Source organism: Nostoc sp. FACHB-190 (genome assembly GCF_014696905.1).
GTDB lineage: Bacteria > Cyanobacteriota > Cyanobacteriia > Cyanobacteriales > Nostocaceae > Nostoc_B.
The window spans coordinates 90433-110691 of record NZ_JACJQW010000003.1 but is presented as its reverse complement, the minus strand read 5'-3'; the positions used below and the strand labels follow the sequence as shown (position 1 = coordinate 110691).

Below are 20259 nucleotides of genomic sequence, written 5' to 3'. Positions count from 1 at the left end.
TAGTAGGAATAAGGTTCGAGATGTAATCTCTGAACCCTAGTCCTACTTTAACTGAAAATATTTCTGGATTATATAATTATGAAATTTACCTTTTCTACACCTTCCTTATTAGCTTACGCATCATCTATTTTGCTGCTAGGTTTTTCCATACCATTAGTTGCACAAATACCAGCTTCTAATGCTTCTACTGACTGTCAAACTATCAAGCCACCACATCTGAATACAGTAAATGATTTCATAGGCATGGGACACTTTCAAGAAGACTGCCAAAAAGACTCACTCGCTGCGGTTTCTTCTTTCACCCAGGCAATTCAGCTAAATCCTCAAGCTGAAGAACCCTACTATCATCGTGCAAATGCTTACGCTGCAATTGGGAATTACAAAGCCGCAGTGGCAGACTATACCGAAGTCATTAGACAAAATACAGGCAAGCTTGGTTTTAGTAGTGGTGCATATTGGAATAGGGCTAGGGCTTATGAAAAGTTAGGCGAAAAACAGAAAGCAATTTCAGATTTGAATCAATTAATTGGTGATAGTAGTTCCAATGTTGACGAGTACTTATTAAGAGGTAATCTATACCGAGATTTAGGTGATAAAGAAAGTGCTATTTCAGATTACAAAGCAGCAGAAAATATTTTGCAGCAAAGTTTAAATGGAGTTTTCGGAACTGGGATGATGGATGCCAGATATCAAGAGATGTTAGATAACGTCAGAACTGAATTATCACAATTGGGTGTATCCTTGCCAGCACCACAATTGACAACTGGTCGGACTTTAGATGCGATCGCCAAAATGGAAGTCGAGCGAGCTTTAAATTTAGCAAGATATACACCTCAGAACCCAGCAATAGGTAAATTTGATGCTCAACTTCAGGATTTGTACAAACAACTAGCTAACTCACAACCCCAACCATATAAAGGAACATTAGAAAACCTGATCTTAAATGCTGTATCTGAAAAAATAGCAGGTTTAGAAAAAGAGCGATCGCAACTTATCAAAAGAGTTACCCCAGATAATCCAGCAGTAGGGTTAATTGACGAACAAAAACAACAATTAACGTTGTTAATGAATAAAAACAGAAAACAATTTGATTCCTTAATGCACCAAAATTAAATATAGCTATATGGTGTGTAAAGGTATAAATTATATGTGCAGAAAACGAATAATTTATTTACCGTCACGCACCACCATATAATTCAATACAGTTCAGTTAAGACTAAAAACTAATTCTGGCGTAGGTTGGGTTGAGGAACGAAACCCAATATCCGTACATACTTTGTTGGGTTATGCTATCGCTCCACTCAACCTACTTTTCTGCTTAACTGAACTGTATTACCATATAATCCGCCGTGTCAAGCTATGCTTTTATACACCCTACAAATTAATTATCTTATTATCAGATAATGAGCAACAATTTTTCCTATAAAGTTGGTGGAAGTCTTACAGCAGATGCTCCCTGTTACGTAGTTAGACAAGCAGATTTCGACCTTTACAATGAACTGAAAGCTGGTAACTTTTGTTATATTTTTAATTCCCGACAAATGGGTAAAACTAGCTTGCAAGTTCGCACAATAAAACGACTGCAAGCAGAAGGAATCGCTTGTACTACAATTGATATTTCTGGACGCGGTAGTAAAGATATAAATCCGGAACAGTGGTATGCAGGTATTGTTTACACATTAGTGGCAAATTTTGAAATAGCTAACCCCAGCGAATTTATTAGAACATGGTGGAAAGAAAACTCCGAACTATCGCCAATACAGCGTTTGGATATATTTATTGAAAAAATTTTGTTAGAAAAATTCAAAACTAAAATAGTTGTTTTTATTGATGAAATTGATAGTATTTTAAGCTTAGACTTTAAGGTTGATGATTTTTTTGCCTGGATGAGAAGTTGTTATGAAAAACGTAATCTTAATAGCGAGTTTAATCGGATTACTTTTGTGCTTCTCGGAGTAGCAACACCCAGCGATCTAATTGCAGATAAAGTAAGAACACCCTTTAATATCGGTCGTGCAATTCAACTTAATGGTTTTCAAATACATGAAATTCCACCTTTAGCATCAGGGTTAAAAGGGCTTAAAAATCCACAAGCTATTTTACAAGAAGTTTTATTATGGACTGGAGGACAACCATTCCTTACACAAAAATTATGTGATTTGTTAGTAAGTTCCCCACAAGTAACGAGCAAAGCTACAGAAGCCGAATGGGTGAAAAATATTGTTACACAACAAATAATTGCCAACTGGGAATCACAAGATGAACCACCCCACTTAAAAACCATCAAAGATAGAATTTTGGTGAGCAAACATAATACAAGTGCGTTGCTGGGTTTATATCAGAAAATTTTACAATTAGGACAAATACCTGCTTCGGACAGCCCAGAACAAATAGAATTACGGCTATCTGGATTAGTCGTAGAACAGCAAGGATATTTAAGGGTTTATAATCGCATTTATGCAAGTGTTTTTGATTTAAACTGGGTAGAAAAAGCACTTGCTGATTTAAGACCTTATTCAGAAGCATTATCAGCTTGGTTTGCTTCAAGCTGTCAAGATAATTCTAGATTATTGCAAGGGTTAGCATTAGAAGATGCAAAAAATTGGGCGGCTAATAAAAGTTTAACTGAGCAAGATTACCAGTTTTTAACTGCTAGTCAAGAATGGGAAAAACAAGAAATAGCTACAGCATTAGCATTTCAAGAAGAAGAGAGTCACATTTTAGCACAAGCTAACGAGACTTTAACTACGGCACAACATCAAGCCAAACAACAAATTCGTATCGGTGGTGGAGTTCTGATTTGTTCTCTTATCGGAGCAACTATCGCTTTTACATCTGCAACTAATCAATTACGAGAAGCCCAGGAAGGCACAAGATTAGAACAAGCAGGAGTTGTAGCACTACAACAGTTTAAAACCCAACAAATTGAATCTTTAGTGACAGCAGTAGATGCAGGACAAAAGTTAAAAGAACTAGTAAAAGCTGGACGTTCTCTCGAAAAATATCCTGCAAGTATTCCGATTTTAGCCTTGCAGACAATACTCGAAAATATCCGTGAAGTTAAGCAATTTGTTGCTCATAAAGATACTATTACAAGTGTGAACTGGAGCCACGATGGCAAGTATCTGATCACCACTTCCGCAGATAAAACCGCTCGCATTTGGAATACTTCGGGTAAGCTGATGGCAGAACTTAAAGGACATAAAGAACAGGTTAATAGTGCTGATTTTAGTCGAGATGGAAAGCATATTCTTACCACTAGTGTAGATAAAACCACTCGGATTTGGAATACTTCAGGTAAACAATTAGCGATACTTAAACATCAAGAATATCTAATTAGCGCCAGCTTTAGCCCAGATGGAAAACGTATCATTACTACTTCTGACAGGCTACCAGCACCAGGTACAGACGGAAAGCCTCTTGTTAACAATTCTGATGACAAAATAGCTCATATCTGGGATTTATCCGGTAATTTATTACTAAAACTTCAACATCAAGATAGAGTTAATAGTGCTAGTTTTAGCCCTGATGGTAACTATATTCTTACGGCTTCTGATGATCAGACTGCCCGGATTTGGAATACATCGGGACAGCTATTAGTAACGCTAAGAGGAGATTCAAAGGCTGTTAAAAGTGCTTATTGGAGTCCCAATGGAAAATATATCTTAACTAACTCTAATGACTCCTATGTTTGGGATATTTCAGGTAAACAAATTGCGCGATTTAAAAGAGATGACAAATGGTCAATTATGGATGCTGGATTTAGCCCCGACAGTCAGCGTATTTTTGTATCAACATCTGAAAAAACTCAGATTTGGGATTTATCTGGTAGGCTGATCAGAGAAATAAAAAATGATCAAGTACTGAATAGTGATGCAGAATTTAGTCCAGATGGTCAGCGTTTTTTTACTACCGATGACACTATAAAAGTGTGGAATATAAGAAATGAAGCTGTAAAAGTATGGGATTTATCAAGCGATTTACTCACCGAATTGACAGGAAATCAAACAAGTCCCCGTTGGAGTCCTGATGGAAAATATATTGTTACTTTTGGGCACGATAGAATTGTTCGTATCTGGGATTTATCCGATAGAATACCAGTAACTATCAAATCAAAAGATGCTATTACGGGAGCAAGCTGGAGTCCTGATGGTAAATACATTGTTACCCCAACTTGGAAATCTGTATTACTTTGGGATAAGTTTGGTAAGCAGTTAGCAAAATTTACAGGACATTCAGGTATAGTTAGTAGTGCTAATTTTAGTCCTGATGGCAAACTAATTGTCACAGCATCAAATGATAAAACTGCTCGTGTTTGGAATACATCTGGAAAACAGTTATTATTGCTTGCGGGACATGAAAAAGAGTTAGAATTTGCTGCTTTTAGCCCTAATGGTAAGTATATTTTAACTACAAGTAACGATAGTAAAACTAAAATTTGGTCAAATGATGGTAAGCTTCTAGCTAAATTTCCAGCCAGAGGTATTAATTGGAGTCCTAATAGTCAATATATTATGGCTATGTCTGATGATAACGGCAAAAACTACTCTAGCTTGTGGAATATTTCCGGTGAAAAAATAGTAGAATTTCCCGGAAGTGAAAATAGTTATTTAGGTGCTAGATTCAGCCAAGATGGTGAGCGTATTATTACGACTCATGGAAATATAGCAAGCATTTGGAATACATCTGGTCAAAAATTATCAGAATTTCCGGCGAATCAAGATATTTCTAACCCTAGCTTTAGTCCAGATGGAAAACTAATTATTACTACTTCCCCAGACAATAGAGTGATTATTTGGAATACTTCAGGTCAACAATTAGTTGAAATACCACATCAATATATGGTTGCATTTGCTATTTTTAGCCCGGATGGTCAGCGAATTATCACAGCTTCAGATGATAAAATATATCGTGTTTGGGATGTGTCGGGTAGGCAGCTTGCACAGTATAAGTATTCATCTACGTTTATACCGCCAGTAAGTTTTAGCCCAGATGGTAAATATATTCTCGCCCATGTTCAGGGTAATTATCCTGACCAAAATCAGGTGCTGATTTGGAGGATTGAAGAATTAGATGGGTTATTAGCACGGGGATGCAACTGGTTAAAAGATTACCTGAATACCCAGCCTCAAGCAAGGGAACGATTAAAGGTTTGCTGGGGTAAACCTTTCTGAGGAATCAAGGATTAGACCCGTCATAAGTTGTGGTTTGTGAATAAAATCAAGATACGCTGTATTTAGATTGAGCAGAGCTTATGAGTGAGGCTCTCCTAGTAATACAATTGAGCATTTCAATTCTTTCAAAATTTGGGTTGTTACTTGACTCACACCTAAACCGCCGGCGGTGCGATAGCGCACAGAACGCAACACTGCTAAATCAAAGGCTTGAGCTTCTCGAATAATTACTCTAGCGACATCATCGCCTTTAACTGTTTGGATGTTAGTTTTCACCTGTAACTGACCTTTTGCTGTAATTTCAGATAATTGTGATGTAAATTTTTCTACTACAGATGGGGGCGTTTTGCGATCGCTCACATGCAACAATACCACCTCTGCCTGATTCACATCAGCTACAATTTGTGCGAACCTAACAGCACCAATAGTTTGTCGCGTCAAATCACCAACGGGTACCAGAATTCTTTGGATACTGGTTGGACTACTCAATAAACGTGTCACCGCCACGGGACAATGTGAAGACCAAAACACACTATCAATCACACTCCCAAACAAACGAGCGCGAAACCCTGTTGTTTGTGACCAACCCATCACCACTAAATTCGCATTGCGTTCTCGACTCGCACGACTAATTCCCAAAGCTGCATCATCATCAATACGAATTGCTGGTGATACTTCCACATCAAATTCTTGACTGATTTCTTGCGCCATCTTCAATCTTTTTTGACTTTGGTCTAGCGCCGTCACCAATTGCGGATCATCCATCTGAATCAAAGCTTTAGTAATCGCTAATGGGACAATTCTCCCCCCTTCATGACGCGCCAATAATGCCGCCATTTCTATTAAATAACGCTGGGTTTGAGGATTGTAAATCGGCACTACTACAGTAAATTGATGTGGTTTTTCTTCTACCTCAGTTTCAGGACTTTCCCACCAAGTTGCCAGACTATCTGTTTCTAAATCTGCATCACTAACTTGTAAAGCTGTGGCAAACCTAGAAGTAATTACTGGCCCTAAAATAGCAGTCACCAGCATCAAAACAATCACACTATTTAAAACACCTTCACTGATTAACCTTTCCCCAGCAGAGTTAACAGTTTGATAAGCCACTAATGCCGCCGCTAATGTAGCTGCTACCTGCGGTAGAGATAACGACCACATTGTGAGCATTTCTGCCGTATTGTAGCGATAAAATAATTTTGCTAAAAATGCCGCAATAAATTTACTGCTAATTAAAGCTATGACGATGACCACAGTCAACCAAACCGAACTTAGAGTCTTGAGAAATGCTGGGATATCAATCAGCAACCCCATATCGACAAAGAAACATGGGATAAATAAAACACTCCCAATAAACTCAATTTTCTCTTTAACTGGGCTACGTCCTAAAACATCATTAACAGCTAAACCTGCTAAAAATGCCCCAACAATTTTCTCAACTCCAATCACTTGCGCTCCCACAGAAGCCAAGAATAATGCTAGTAAAATAAATAAAAACTGATTACTTTGTTCATCTCCCGAACGCCGAAAAAATTCCTTACCAGCCCAGTCAAAACCAAACAAAACCACAACCGCATAAATAGCTAATCCACCCAAAAGTGTGGCTAAACTCAAGGCTGTAAATTCTCCACCATGAATCCCCACACAAATGGCTAATACCAACAAAGCACCTGTATCAGTAAAAATTGTTGCGCCAATTGTTACAGTCACCGCTTCATTTGTGACCACACCCAACCGACTAACAATTGGATAAGCCAATAAAGTATGGGATGCCAGCAAAGAACCAATCAGAAAAGCAGAATTCCAACCAAAATTAAATAACCGCCCAACTAAAACACCAGCTATTAACGGCACTAAAAAAGTCAGAGCCCCAAATCCAATAGAACGATTTCTAGTTTTGCGAAACTGCTCTAAGTCAATTTCTAAACCTGCAACAAACATCAAATAAATCTTGCCAATATCCGATAGCAGTTTGATGGTGTCAGATTCGGAATTAAGTAACTTTAAACCATTTTCTCCTAAAATAACACCTGCTACTAGCAAACCCACCAATCCCGGCAATCGCAATTTTTCAAATATCGGTGGTACAGTAAAAATGACTGTGAGCAGAATAGTAAATGCAATAATTGGGCTGGCGACTAAAGATTGGATTGCCATTTGTAAATTAAATATTTTTGGGGAAGTTGTATCTGTTGAGAATTTTTAGCTCAGTAAAATTCAATTTTCTACATTCAGCCTTTCAAGTTTTATCTTGAAAAGAGACTTTTTCACATCTATACACAGATAGAGTGACATAATTTTCTTCCAAGTCATAAAATGCTTTTGAGGTAAGAATTCAGGAATCAAAATCTATAGGTGTAGGTTGGGTGGAGGAACGGAACCCAACAGAGTATGCGTGAATGTTGGGTTACGCTATTGCTACATCCAACCTTACTATTCTCTTAACTGAAGTACTTTTATAGCCTTTCTTAACCTAGCAAGATACAGACAAAAATAATTAACCGCAGATAAACGCAGATGGACGCAGATAGATTCGTCCTTCATTCAACTAGTAAACGCTATAAATTCTGAATTCTGGCTCCTGAGTGCTGAATTATTACTCTTTGAAAATATCTCAAAATGAAAAACAGAGGAAAAGATGAGTTATGTTACTCTTCCCCTGAAAATTTGCTTTGTTTTTAGACAAACTTAATATTTACTGCCAAATGTAAAGCAGAACAAACAAGACAATCCAAATCACATCCACAAAGTGCCAAAATAGTGAAGTAGCATTCACACCAAAGTGGCCAGATTCGTAATTACCTGGAATGAAAGAACGAATCAAAATCATTAATTGCAACAAAATACCTGTTAAAACGTGTAAACCGTGGAACCCAGTTAACAGGTAGAACATCCCGCCAAAAGTTCCAGAAGTGAAACCAAAAGCTAGGTGACTCCATTCAATAGCTTGTCCGGCTAAGAAGTAACTGCCCATTGCCATTGTTGCCAGCAGATACATCCGAAAACCTGATAAGTTTTGACGTTGTAGGGCGCGTTCTGCCAAATAAATTACAAAGCTACTCGCAACCAACACAACAGTATTAATTGCTGGTTCTCTAACTTCTAATCCTTCCACACCAGCCGGTAGCCAATTAGGAGTTGTCAACTTATAGACAATATAGCCGGCGAAAAAACTCAAGAAAATCACACTTTCCGACAGTAAGAAAACAATAAAACCAAACATTTTATTGCCTTCTTCGTCATGTCCATGCTCACCGCTATGATGAGAGTGATTCTGCAACTGATAGGAATCTAGAGAACTGTCCATAGGGATCTGAGGGTGTAAGGGTGTGAGGGTATATGGGTGTAAAAACTGCTAGGCACTTCCATTGACTGTGGAGTAAAACGAAGTAGCACTAAATATCAGAACAGTTAATGCAGTCTTATCGAGATTTGAAAGTTTGGCAAGAAGCCATGAATGTTGCTGAATTGTGTTACAAAGCAACAAAAGCATTTCCCAAAGAAGAAACTTATGGAATGATTGCTCAAATTCGTAGAGATGCGTCATCAATTCCAGCTAATATTGCTGAAGGTTATGGAAGAAGAACATGTGGCGAGTATATTCAATTTTTATACATCGCCCAAGGTTCCCTCAAAGAGCTAGAAACACATTTGTTATTATCTATTCGTGTTGAACTAGCCTCATCACAAATTATTATTCCTGTCGTTAATCAATGCGAATCAGTTGGGAAGTTATTGTTTTTCCTGATTCGTTCGTTAGAGAAATAGGGGTGTGAGGGTTTGAGGGTTTAAGTGTGTAAGGGTTTAAGGGGTGTTAATTCCCTACACCCCTATACCCTTACACCCCTACACCCTTCTCTTCTGCTACCAAAGGTTCTGATTTGCCGTAACCGTAAGGTTCAGAGATGACTACAGGAATTTCTTCAAAGTTCTCAACAGGTGGTGGTGAAGAAACTAACCACTCTAAACCAATTGCCCGCCAAGGGTTATCAGGTGCTTTTTCGCCTTGCATCCAAGAAATCACCATGTTGAAGATGAATGGCAAGGTAGACATACCTAACAAAAATGCACCCAGACTGGCAACGATATTCCACTGTTCATACTCTGGCGCGTAGGAAGAAACCCGGCGTAACATCCCTTGCAGACCTAGTGGGTGCATGGGTAAGAAGTTGAGGTTAGTACCAATAAATGACAACCAGAAATGTAATTTACCCCAGCCTTCGTAGTACATCCGCCCGGTCATTTTGGGGAACCAGTGATAAATAGCAGCATACAAGCCCATTGTCACTGTACCGAAAAGGACGTAGTGGAAGTGTCCCACGACAAAATAGGTATTGTTAACGTGAACATCCACAGGTACAGAAGACAACATAATCCCTGTGATGCCAGCAAAGACAAACATGATTAATCCACCCAAGGCAAATAACATGGGTGTATTGAGGCGCAACTTACCACCCCAAATTGTCGCTACCCAAGCAAATACCTTAATACCAGTCGGTACAGACACAAACATGGTGGTTAACATGAAAATCAACCGCATCCAAGCAGGAGTACCACTGACATACATGTGGTGTACCCAAACAATGGCGCTGACGACGGCAATTAACAGTGATGAAATCGCAACGACTTTGTAACCGAATAAAGGTTTGCGAGAGTAGACAGGGAAGATTTCGGAGAAGATACCGAAAACTGGCAAGATAATCACATACACAGCCGGGTGAGAATAGAACCAGAAGTAATGCTGGAACATGACTGGGTTGCCGCCGTTGCTGGGGTTGAAAAAGCCAGTACCAACGGTGAGGTCAAGTAACAACATGACTGCGCCTGCTGTCAGGGCTGGTAAACCAAACAATTGGATGATTTGGGCGCTGAGGACTGCCCAGACAAACAAAGGCATCCGAAAGAAGGTCATACCGGGCGCACGCATCTTGACGATGGTGGTCACAAAGTTGACAGCACCCATAATTGAGGAGACACCAGAGATGGCGACTGCCAACAGCCACAAAACTTGACCGTTAATCAAGTGGCCTGTGGGATTTTGCAAACTGACGGGAGGATAAGCCCACCAACCTGCTTGGGCAGGGCCACCAGGGACAAAAAAGCTGGACATCAACAAAATCCCGACTACGGGAACCATCCAAAAGGCGACGGCGTTGAGGCGGGGAAAGGCCATGTCTCGCGCCCCAATCATTAAGGGGACGAGGTAGTTAGCAAAACCTACTAGTGAGGGAAATGTCCACAAGAACAGCATGACTGTGCCGTGCATGGTGAACATACCGTTATATACGGTGCGGTCAATTAAGTCGGCTTCGGGGGTGATTAATTCTCCCCGGAGAATCATGGCGAAGATACCGCCGATGAGAAAGAAGAAAAAGGAAGTAACAAGGTATTGAATACCGATGACTTTGTGGTCGGTGCTAAAGCTGAAATATTGTTTCCAGCCTCCTGGGGTTTCGTGGTGTGGTTTCCCAACCGGTAGGTTGAGACCATCAATAGGGATGTTAGTCATTGTTCTTTTGAAGAAACAGGGGTGTGAAGGATTTGAGGGTGCAGGGAATTAGTTTGCTGTCAACCGGAATAATTAACCAAAGGAGGTGCGGCGGGTACGACGGTATCCCAACCATTTTTCACGGGTTCATTGGCTGTTTGGGCGTATTCAGAAGCAGCTTGGTTATTGGCGGGGGAGAGTTTGTGTGTGGCGATTTTAGCCAACCATTTGTGATAGTCTTCGTCAGATTCCACAACTACGTTTGCCTGCATGGTGGCAAAGTAAGTGCCGCTATATTGGGAGTCGGTGAGGTGATATTGACCCTGGCGAATGGGGGTAAATTCAAAGTCGATGGTATGGTTGGGAATGATGTCTTGTTTGAGGCGGAATGCTGGGATATAAAAGCCATGCAGTACGTCTTCTGATTGCAGTGCTAAACGCACGCGGCGATCGCTTGGTAAATGCAATTCGGTACTGGTAACATCTTTTTCAGGGTAATGAAATACCCACGCCCATTGTTTGGCGATGACATCAATTTTTTCTACAGGTTCACTGATTACACCTTCTTGGGGTGCAGCATAAGCTGATTCCATCCCCACGGGGTTATGCAAATGCACTAGTTGGGTGGGGCCTTGAATACCCATTTGTTCGTAAACTTGGGAGCTATAGCCAGCAATCCACAGTACTAACATAATGGGGATGGCTGTCCAGACAACTTCCAAAGTGACGTTACCTTCAATGTGGGGGCCATCGCTGAGGTCGCCTTTTTCAGCACGATGGAAAATCACAGAATACATCAAAGTGCTGGTGACACCCAGAAAAATAAATGCACCTAATGTCACCAAAAAACTAATCAAATCGTCAATCAGATGAGATTCGGCCGCCGCTTGGGGAGGTAGCCAGGAATAGGCTTGTTTACCTATCCAGATACTGGTGATGCTAATTGCGATCGCACCAGTAATTAATGTTAATACACTTAAAATCTTTGAGAGTTTCATGGGTTTTGGTCATGAGTCATGAGTCATTAGTCATTGGTCACTTGTACTGAGCGAAGCCGAAGTATTGGTCATTAGTCATTAACAAATGACAAAAAACAAAGGACGAATGACAAAAGTTATTTGAGCATTGTGTTCAGGTCTTCGCCTAATTTCAGTAGTCTATCTGCGGTGTTGTGAACGCCAAATTCAGCAGCTAACTGCGCTCCTAATGTGCCGTGCAGGAACATCAAAAACATAATTGCGACTCCCGCAAATAAATAGCTCCACTGCACTTCTACGTCGTAATCCTTACTCCAAGAAAAGCGTTGCCATCCTCTCCACATGGTCATCCCAACAAATAAAGCGAGGAGGACAACACCACCAATACCGTGCCACAGCATGGTTTCCATTGCTGGCATTCCCCATGCACTCTTGATATCTGTTGGTGGAGAGGCTAAGAACATTTCGTAAAAGCCAGCAGCTACAGTAAAAAAGGTGATGGCAGTTGCCGCAACCATGTTGTACCAACCCACATCAAAGAAGTTGGCTCGTTCAACAGTAATTGCCAAAAATTTGAACACCCATTTTTGCATGGGGAACAAAACACCGACGATATCAAAGGTAATACCAATGATGAATAGACCAATGGTCAGATGCACCAAATTTGGGTGAATAGGCAGAGTGTAAGGTAATCCGTTCGCGCCTATTTCTACGTTTAATTGATTAATTAGTTCTGAATTCATGGCAGCATCCCATCCTTAACAGCTTCAACAACTGGTACTGTGTGCAATCCATATACCCAAACCAATTCATCACCTAAATAAACTTGCAAGCCGACAATTGCCACTAAGACAAATCCCACGGCTAAATAATGAACTGGTAATTTTTGCGGGTTACGCGAACGAAGTACATAGCGCCAGGCGGTAATTGTGGCGATGAGGCCAGACAGTGACCAACCAATCAGGGTATGAATATTTAAAACTGATTTAGCTACGTCGTAAGGCTGGGCTAAACCAGCTTCAAATTGTCCAAAAATAATCGCTACGAAAATGGCGATCGTAGCAACAAACATATTCCACCAACTCACCTCAAATAAGCGAGCCTTGCCAGTAAAATAACCTACTAAGTCACAGAAAAATGCAAACAATACCATTGCAATTACAAAGTGAACAACAATGGGATGTAGCGTATCTGGATAGGGTAGATTATGGTCGTTCAACGATGTAAAAAAATCAAGCATAGTTTCCTGCACCTTAGCCAAAGTTTCATGTTTAACAGACAAGCATGACCATCACTACAAACATTCCTACCTGAATGGATGATTTTCAAAACTGCGTAGCGCCATCCAGTAAATCAGGCATTAGCTTTGTTTAAGCTCAATTTGTTGAAGTTACTATTTATCGTCAATGATTCAGTTCAATTCATTTGTTCATGCTGATACTTTATAACAACGATTTTGAATTTACCTCACAAAATCGGAGTTATTTGGTTGATAGTTGGCCATCTATCTATTAGCTTAAGGATTTTTTTAGTAATTGTCAAAAAAAATAATAGAAAGCTATAAAAATCCCGGCTTTAACAGAAAAACTATTATGATAATGTAGCTTATCTACCTTTTGTTTTTAGATATTACATATAGAAAAATCTTTGTATATATGATTCTGCACAATTATCAAATATTTGTTTGTAATCCAATTAACATAAGATTTTTTCTCATAAGTTATCAATAAGCAGAAAAATAATAAATAATATATTAAAATAAAAAACTCATCGCAATATCTACTATTTTCTTGATTTTTATTTGCATTAAAAGCAAAGCTTATATATCTAAATTCTGGCAAAAACCTGAGTGGAAATTTTAGCACGTTAATCTTGACTCGCTCAGTATATGTAGGGTGTGTTAGGCTTAAGCCGTAACGCACCTAAAAATTTGTGCTAGATGCGTTACACTGTCGCTAACACATCCTACTTATATTTCCCAAATCAAAATATTAGTTCCATATCTAAATTCTGGCAAAAACCTGAGTGGAAATTTTAGCACGTTAATTTTTACCCCTCAGTATGACAAGTATTACCGAAAAAGTTCTGAGTGCTGAGTAAAAAGTAACCGGACTGATGCAAGTGTCAAAATTAAGCATTGGTGCGTGACGCTATAAGCTTCATTACTACGTTCAAATACTTTTGTTGCGTCACACACTCTACAGAAAAAATATGACTGTTGCGTAAGTCATAAAGTAAAATTAATGGCACTTAGCGCACAAGTCAAAAGCCCTGAAAATTAATTAGCTCGGTGTTAAAAATTATCGTTATTGAGTAGTTTTGTGCGTCGGTTATCCAGTAGTATGTATCGTTGGTAGTAGTTATCTCTGGCGAGATTTACTCTATTGTGTAATTACTCAGTTCAACTTGCAAATAAGGTAGAAAATCAAGTACGGTTTTTTCACCCTAATGTAGTATGTGAATCTCCATACCAAGATAGAAATAAAATTGATACTTTTATTTTAAGTAATTACTAAGGGATGAAACAAATCGTTTACCGTGGTTCATCTTCTGCTAAAAGATTCTTAACGTTTCCAGAACGGCAAGTTTAAACCAAAAAATAGTCTAATTCGATACAATTAAAAGGCTGGGAGAGCCAAGGAGAATTAAGTGGTACTGCTAAAGGGCTTTGAGATTGAGATGTACACTGGCACACCTCAAGGTGAAATTGTTGGTCTCTCCGATAAGATTGTTGCGGACTTAAATGGGTTTATGCGAGAACCAGACAGTCGCAACGTGGAATACATAACAAAGCCATCCACAAGTTACGAAAATCTGTTGTGTGCTTTACTAAGTCCGCGTCGAGAATTACGCAAATACCTCCAGCGTTTGGGTAACTACACTTTGATACCTGGAAGTACTTTGTCTTTAAGTGGGGGCGATCGCTTCTTTCGTTCTGACCCCAGCAATCCCTATCATGATTATATTGAGCAGACCTACGGCACAAATGTCGTCACTGCCAGCGTACACATTAATGTAGGTATTAGCGACCCAGAAACATTAATGCGGGCTTGTCGATTTATTCGCTTAGAAGCACCCTTATTTCTGGCCCTGAGTGCTTCATCACCCTTTTTCAATGGTCAAACCACTGGCTATCACTCGACTCGTTGGGGTTTATTTCCCCAAACTCCCGCCTACGTACCATTATTTACCAGCCATGCCCATCATATTCAATGGGTAGAAGAGCAGTTATTAGCTGGAACAATGCAAAATGTCCGGCATTTATGGGTATCGGTTAGACCAAATGGCGATCGCCGCCCTTATGATCTCAATCGTCTGGAATTGCGAATTTGTGATTTAGTCACAGACCCCATTGCTTTACTCGCAATTACCGCATTGTTAGAAGCACGTTTATTGCAGATAATTAATAACCCAGATTTAGATCCTTTAACTAACAGTAAATTATCACCAGAAGAATTAATTGCACTGACCACTAACAATGAAATAGCAGCCGCTAGTGCCAGTTTGGATGCTCAACTACAACATTGGCAAGATGGCAGAATTATTTTAGCCAGAGATTGGATTGCGGAACTATATCAAGAAGTTTGGGCGATCGCTAAACAACAAGGCTTTAGCTGTTTCTTGTCACCATTGCATAAAATTCTCCGTGAAGGCAATGAAGCCCAGCAATGGCTACAACTTCATAGCGTCGGTTTTGACTGTCAGCGCGTTATTTCTCAGGCAATTGTGGCGACAAAAGAACGAGAAATGGAACTAGAACATAAATTGTGTTCTTCCTTACTGGCATAAAGATAACTTCAGGTGATTCAATCCCATTAGTCATTTGTAAATACCAAGGACAAATGACTAATGACAAATACCCAGCCAGGAAAATCCCACTAGCCCAAAACCATCGTTAATGGTTTCATACATCCGATAGATTTTCCAAAAAATAGCCAAAGAATGAGTTTGGGTCTGGTTTCTAGTTTTTTAAGGACAAAATAGTTGTATTGGCCAGTTAGTCAGATACATTTTCCAAAAATTCTGAGAAAATGTAGCAATTTTTTTGTTTTAAAAAACTAATCGATGTAAACTACAAAATGGTTATTAAGAAAACCTATAGATAACCTCTACCTTTTGGTAGATTTTTTATTGTCAATATAACTTTTTATACAAAAGCGCAGTTCCATAGCAGATGCCCCAAGTTGTTTTAGTCAATCCGCAAATTCCCCCTAATACAGGCAATATAGCGCGTACTTGTGCAGCAACAGGTACAGAATTACATTTAGTGGGGCCTTTGGGCTTTGAAATTAGCGATCGCTACCTCAAACGAGCCGGTTTAGATTATTGGCCTTATGTCAAACTCCACTATCATGAATCCCTGGCAGTTTTTCAAGACTTTCATCAACAGCGCGGCGGTAGATGTCTGGGTTTTTCTGTGAGGGGAAGTAGTAATTACACTCAATTTCAGTTTGATGCAAATGATTGGTTACTGTTTGGTAGCGAAACCACTGGTTTGTCACCAGAAGCATTATCAATTTGTGATAAAACCCTTTATATTCCAATGTTTGAGCCAGGGGTTCGGAGCCTGAATCTGTCAGTCAGCGTTGCCATTGGCCTGTTTGAAGCCAGGCGACAACTCGGTTATCTAATGTAGTGTTTGAACAGACTTTCTATAAGTACAAATACTCATGTAACCCTAAAAATCAAATTGCAACGGCATTTCTAGCAGATAATAATTCTGTCACCAACGAAAAATAATTGCACTTTTTATACTTTGAATTTTAAAAAAGCAGTGAAACAACTTAAAAAACGGGTTCACCAGACAAGTTTTATATAAGAAATTTCTATATTAATTTTGAAAATATACCAAATTTGAATGATAGATTTTGATGAATTAGATTTATTTGATTTCCAAAAATAAAGGGCTGCAAATCCATACGGATAAGGCATTTGTACTATTTTGTCTGAATAGGTATATTTCAGGAGGACAAAAGTACTGGAGAGTTTGTACGGTTGTCTTTTAGGGAAGAATCAACGTAAAGTCTCCTGTTGGGAAGACGGATTGGTAAAAAAAACCTTGAAGATATTTACAGCAGGAGGCATCGCTTTAAAAAAAAAATAGCAACTAAAATTGCTGACAATATAAAGCAGATTCGGCTAATATCAACTTTCCAATCCCAGCGAATAATGTAAAGAGCGAAAGTTCTAGGGTGTGAGGAGTGGAGCGGACAAGTAAGCACAGCAACTTTATGTTCTGCTAACAGGTGTAAACTTGTCTAAATCAGAGAAGCAGGTTAATCTTGCCTAAGTATCTCTGGTGAATGTGATCCAGGTCTATCGTCAGATGTGATCTAAATCATTGACTAGTATTCCGACTGCAAAATCGAGGTCAGTTAAGCGCTAGTGATCATAGGAGGTCGTCTTTGAAACGAGCATTGAAAAAAAGAGTAAAAGCTGTGCTGAAAAATACCCCCAGCAATGATGGTGTCCCTAGTGAGCAGTTAAGTGTGGTAAATTCCAAGGCTAATCGTCGAGTTAGCACACAAGCAGCCATGATTGGCTTGGCTATTTCAGTTGGAGCGACCAGCCTTTTCGTGACTCGACAAAGCGATCAAGCTCAAGCAGCAGCACCTGTAGGCAGCCAAAAAGTAGCCTCAAACTTGCCTGTTGCTCCTGACACTGAAATGAAGTTTGTTCCCGCGACGCTGGAGAGCCAACTAGTCTCCGCAGCAACCATGCCAGAAAATCCTGTCATTGTGGAACCAACAGCAATTTCTCAGTTGCCTGGGCTTGAAGCTAAATTGCAAGTGGCAGCAAATGGAATGCCTGTGGAAGTTCCAACACCAGAGAATGTTGCCCAAACAGCAGCCGAGAAAAATGCCAAAGATAGCGAAGCACAGGAAAATCTAACAGCTAACGACGCATCTGAGATCAAAGCTGCTAACGATGAAGTCAAAGCTAAATTAAAAGCACAGCAAGAATTTGCCTTATATAACTTACAAGCAAAATCGAACCGTTTAAGAGCAAGTCTGGCGGAGTTACGGTCTGGGGAGTCAAAAAATTTAGCCAAAACTCCTGCATTGAAGCAAGAGGTAGTTGTAGCAGAGAAATTACCACCTCAAAGCATCAGTCAAGAAGTTGGGCAACAGTTACCTGGATTGGTTGATGAAGACAAAACCAAGTTCTTTCCTGAAGTTAAGCAACCAAAACTCCCAAGTGAATCGGTACAGCCACTAGCAACAACATCTGTACCTGCTACACCACAAATTACCGCACCAACGGATACTGGTACTGCTTACGAAGTTAAGCCAGGAGATACTCTAGCTGCGATCGCTAACCGATACAACACCACGGTTGCAGAACTAGCCAAACTCAACAATATCAGCAATCCCAATCAGCTCAAAATCAATCAAAAAATCATACTGCCATCGGCAAATGCTAACCGTAATGGTGCAATTTCCATACCTGTGGCCGTTAATCAGCCTAATGTACAGTTGACCAACAATGTCAAAATTGCTGGTGTACCTGTTAACACTGCCAGCAGTAACCCTAACGTACCTTTAGCACCAGTTTCACCAGTTTTTGTCAACAACAACACTGTCAAACCAAACACAGCAACAAATAACCAAACACAGACAAATACTGTTAACGGTGTAGGTGGTGATACTCCCGTACCCAAAGTCTTTACTGAATTACAGTCAGGTAGCCAAACTCAAAGAGTAGCAAGAGGCAGAAACAACGAGCGTCTTCAGAGTTTGCAGGCTGAAATTCAAAGACTACAGCAAAAATACCGCAATCAAGAGTCTGGTAATACTGGTAATGTAGTTGCCCAAGCGATTACTGATACAGACAAAAACAGCATTTCGATTCCAGTTCCTGTAGCTGTTCCTAACAACTTAGCAGTTACTAAGCCAGTCTCTGGAAATAAGACCTTTGCTGTACCCATCCCTGTTCCAACACCAATTTTACCTAGCTACAACGCTCAACCAGTTAAGCCCGAATTTAGTGCTATTCGCAGCACTACTGACGAGCCAATTAACCCAGAGTTCTTACCTAATCGCGCTAGGGTAACAGTACCACCCATTGGAATCAATGCGGCTGATTCTCCTAGAAGAATGCGGGGAACTAAAGTATCGCCACAATTGCCACCTTTGGCAGCAGTAGATCAATACTTGCCCAAACCAATTGATGAGACCATTCCTCCGCCTTCTACCTCCTCTGTAGCTTATATTTGGCCAGCCAAAGGTGTATTTACCTCTGGCTACGGTTGGCGCTGGGGAAGAATGCACAAAGGTATTGACGTTGCTAACGCAACTGGTACACCAGTTTATGCCTCGGCTGATGGTGTGATTGAAAAAGCTGGCTGGAATAGAGGTGGTTACGGTAATCTCGTGGATATTCGTCACCCTGATGGCAGTATGACCCGCTATGGTCATAACAGCAAGATTCTGGTGCGTGCCGGTCAGCAAGTGCGTCAAGGCGAAACTATTGCTTTAATGGGTAGCACTGGTTTCAGTACTGGGCCACACACTCACTTTGAAATTCATCCATCAGGTAAGGGCGCAGTTAACCCAATTGCCTTCCTACCACAACAAAACCGCATTTAGTTCTTGTCTGCATCCAACCCAGTTATTTTCTTGTCAGAAGAGGGAGTTTTTATCCCTCTTTTGCTTGGATGGGTGAACTGCTAAAGTAGCTTGTGGATGGAAATTAATTGCCTAACAGACTAGCCATCAACAACTGTGTATGCTATATTAAGAATTAATGTGGAACTGTTTGGCTCAGTAGCTCAGTTGGTTAGAGCACGGGACTCATAAGCCTGGGGTCGTTGGTTCAAATCCGACCTGAGCCATTTAAAAAGTAGATATCTAACTCAGAATCTCTGGTTTACAGAGTTGAGTGATTAACTTGCTCATAGTGAACGCGATCGCCCACCAGATAATTTAAACTCAAGGTGAGACCGAATTATTTACAGCTTCTGTTATGTCTTCTAGTTTAGATTCTTTACCACCTGCTTTGGCTAAAATCGTCCAACGCTTTCAACGTGCATCTGATCCGAAGCGGCGTTATGAACAACTGATCTGGTATGCCCAAAAACTTCCAGAGTTTCCCGAAGCTGATAAAGTACCAGAAAATAAAGTTCCTGGTTGTGTGTCTCAGGTGTATGTTACCGCCGCCTTAAATGATGGAAAAGTGGTATTTCAAGGAGAATCTGATTCTCAGTTAACTAAGGGGCTAGTGGCGCTGTTAATTGAAGGATTAAACGGGCTAAGTCCTACAGAAATTGTCCAATTAACACCAGATTTTATTCAAGAAACTGGTTTAAATGTGAGTTTGACACCTTCCCGCGCTAACGGTTTTTACAACATATTTAAAACCATGCAAAAGAAGGCATTGGAATGTAAGTTAGAACAATAAGAGAAAGTGCTGAGTGCTGAGTAAACAGACTAGTTTTGAGGATGCTTTCACAGACTGGTGTAGGTTGGGTGGAGGAACGGAACCCAACATTTTCAAGACTTTGTTGGGTTACGCTATCGCTACACCCAACCTACTATTCTCTTAACTGAACCGTATTGTATTATATGTATTCAAAGCCCTTAAACCCTGACACCCTGACACCCATCTCAACCGTCCTGTT

Annotated in this window: 13 protein-coding genes and 1 tRNA gene; 8 read left to right on the top strand and 6 right to left on the bottom strand. The window is 40.1% G+C overall.

From position 1 onward, the window contains the following. Nucleotides 1-78 precede the first annotated feature (78 nt). Together H6G28_RS05130 and H6G28_RS05125 are read left to right on the top strand one after the other, a co-directional pair. Nucleotides 79-1113: a tetratricopeptide repeat protein gene (locus H6G28_RS05130; protein ID WP_190669401.1), complete on the top strand. Its 1035-nt coding sequence runs from the start codon at nucleotides 79-81 to the stop codon at nucleotides 1111-1113. A 290-nt stretch (nucleotides 1114-1403) separates the two neighbouring features. Beyond that, a complete protein-coding gene (locus tag H6G28_RS05125) occupies nucleotides 1404-5174 on the top strand; it encodes a WD40 repeat domain-containing protein (protein ID WP_190669399.1) in 3771 nt (1256 codons plus the stop codon). 78 nt (nucleotides 5175-5252) lie between these two features. Here H6G28_RS05125 and H6G28_RS05120 read toward each other — a convergent pair whose 3' ends face one another. Together H6G28_RS05120 and H6G28_RS05115 are read right to left on the bottom strand one after the other, a co-directional pair. Continuing rightward, a complete protein-coding gene (locus tag H6G28_RS05120; RefSeq protein WP_190669398.1) occupies nucleotides 5253-7331 on the bottom strand; it encodes a cation:proton antiporter domain-containing protein in 2079 nt (692 codons plus the stop codon). Nucleotides 7332-7869: 538 nt separating this feature from the next. Then, the gene (locus H6G28_RS05115) at nucleotides 7870-8481 is read right to left on the bottom strand and encodes a cytochrome c oxidase subunit 3 (RefSeq protein WP_190589650.1); all 612 of its coding nucleotides are present in this window, start codon (nucleotides 8479-8481) and stop codon (nucleotides 7870-7872) included. A gap of 107 nt (nucleotides 8482-8588) precedes the next feature. On the opposite strand from H6G28_RS05115, the gene H6G28_RS05110 reads away from it, so the two are divergent. After that, a complete protein-coding gene (locus H6G28_RS05110; protein ID WP_190589651.1) occupies nucleotides 8589-8942 on the top strand; it encodes a four helix bundle protein in 354 nt (117 codons plus the stop codon). A 70-nt stretch (nucleotides 8943-9012) separates the two neighbouring features. Here the strand turns inward: H6G28_RS05110 and ctaD are convergent, their stop codons facing one another. The 4 genes from ctaD to H6G28_RS05090 all read right to left on the bottom strand — a co-directional run bounded on the left by ctaD (nucleotide 9013) and on the right by H6G28_RS05090 (nucleotide 12879). Beyond that, nucleotides 9013-10683 (bottom strand): cytochrome c oxidase subunit I, encoded by a 1671-nt coding sequence (gene ctaD / locus H6G28_RS05105; RefSeq protein ID WP_190589652.1) that lies wholly within the window; start codon nucleotides 10681-10683, stop codon nucleotides 9013-9015. A 59-nt stretch (nucleotides 10684-10742) separates the two neighbouring features. Next, complete coding sequence (locus tag H6G28_RS05100; RefSeq protein ID WP_190589653.1) at nucleotides 10743-11660, bottom strand: cytochrome c oxidase subunit II; 918 nt, start codon at nucleotides 11658-11660, stop codon at nucleotides 10743-10745. Between the two features lie 116 nt (nucleotides 11661-11776). Further along, on the bottom strand, nucleotides 11777-12382 hold the full coding sequence (locus H6G28_RS05095; RefSeq protein WP_190589654.1) for a DUF2231 domain-containing protein: 606 nt from the start codon (nucleotides 12380-12382) through the stop codon (nucleotides 11777-11779). After that, nucleotides 12379-12879, bottom strand: a complete 501-nt coding sequence (locus tag H6G28_RS05090) for a DUF2231 domain-containing protein (RefSeq protein WP_190589655.1) — start codon at nucleotides 12877-12879, stop codon at nucleotides 12379-12381. Before H6G28_RS05090 ends, H6G28_RS05095 begins: the two co-directional genes overlap by 4 nt. 1409 nt (nucleotides 12880-14288) lie before the next feature. Here H6G28_RS05090 and gshA point away from each other — a divergent pair. The 5 genes from gshA to H6G28_RS05065 all read left to right on the top strand — a co-directional run bounded on the left by gshA (nucleotide 14289) and on the right by H6G28_RS05065 (nucleotide 20039). Beyond that, entirely contained in the window at nucleotides 14289-15428 is a 1140-nt protein-coding gene (gshA, locus tag H6G28_RS05085) for a glutamate--cysteine ligase (protein WP_190669396.1), read from the top strand. Between the two features lie 385 nt (nucleotides 15429-15813). Continuing rightward, entirely contained in the window at nucleotides 15814-16275 is a 462-nt protein-coding gene (locus tag H6G28_RS05080; protein ID WP_190669393.1) for a tRNA (cytidine(34)-2'-O)-methyltransferase, read from the top strand. A 769-nt stretch (nucleotides 16276-17044) separates the two neighbouring features. Then, a complete protein-coding gene (locus tag H6G28_RS05075; protein WP_190669391.1) occupies nucleotides 17045-19228 on the top strand; it encodes a peptidoglycan DD-metalloendopeptidase family protein in 2184 nt (727 codons plus the stop codon). Nucleotides 19229-19399: 171 nt separating this feature from the next. Beyond that, a tRNA-Met gene (locus tag H6G28_RS05070) sits at nucleotides 19400-19473 on the top strand. Nucleotides 19474-19604: 131 nt separating this feature from the next. Continuing rightward, on the top strand, nucleotides 19605-20039 hold the full coding sequence (locus H6G28_RS05065) for a SufE family protein (protein WP_190589659.1): 435 nt from the start codon (nucleotides 19605-19607) through the stop codon (nucleotides 20037-20039). Nucleotides 20040-20259: the final 220 nt, after the last annotated feature.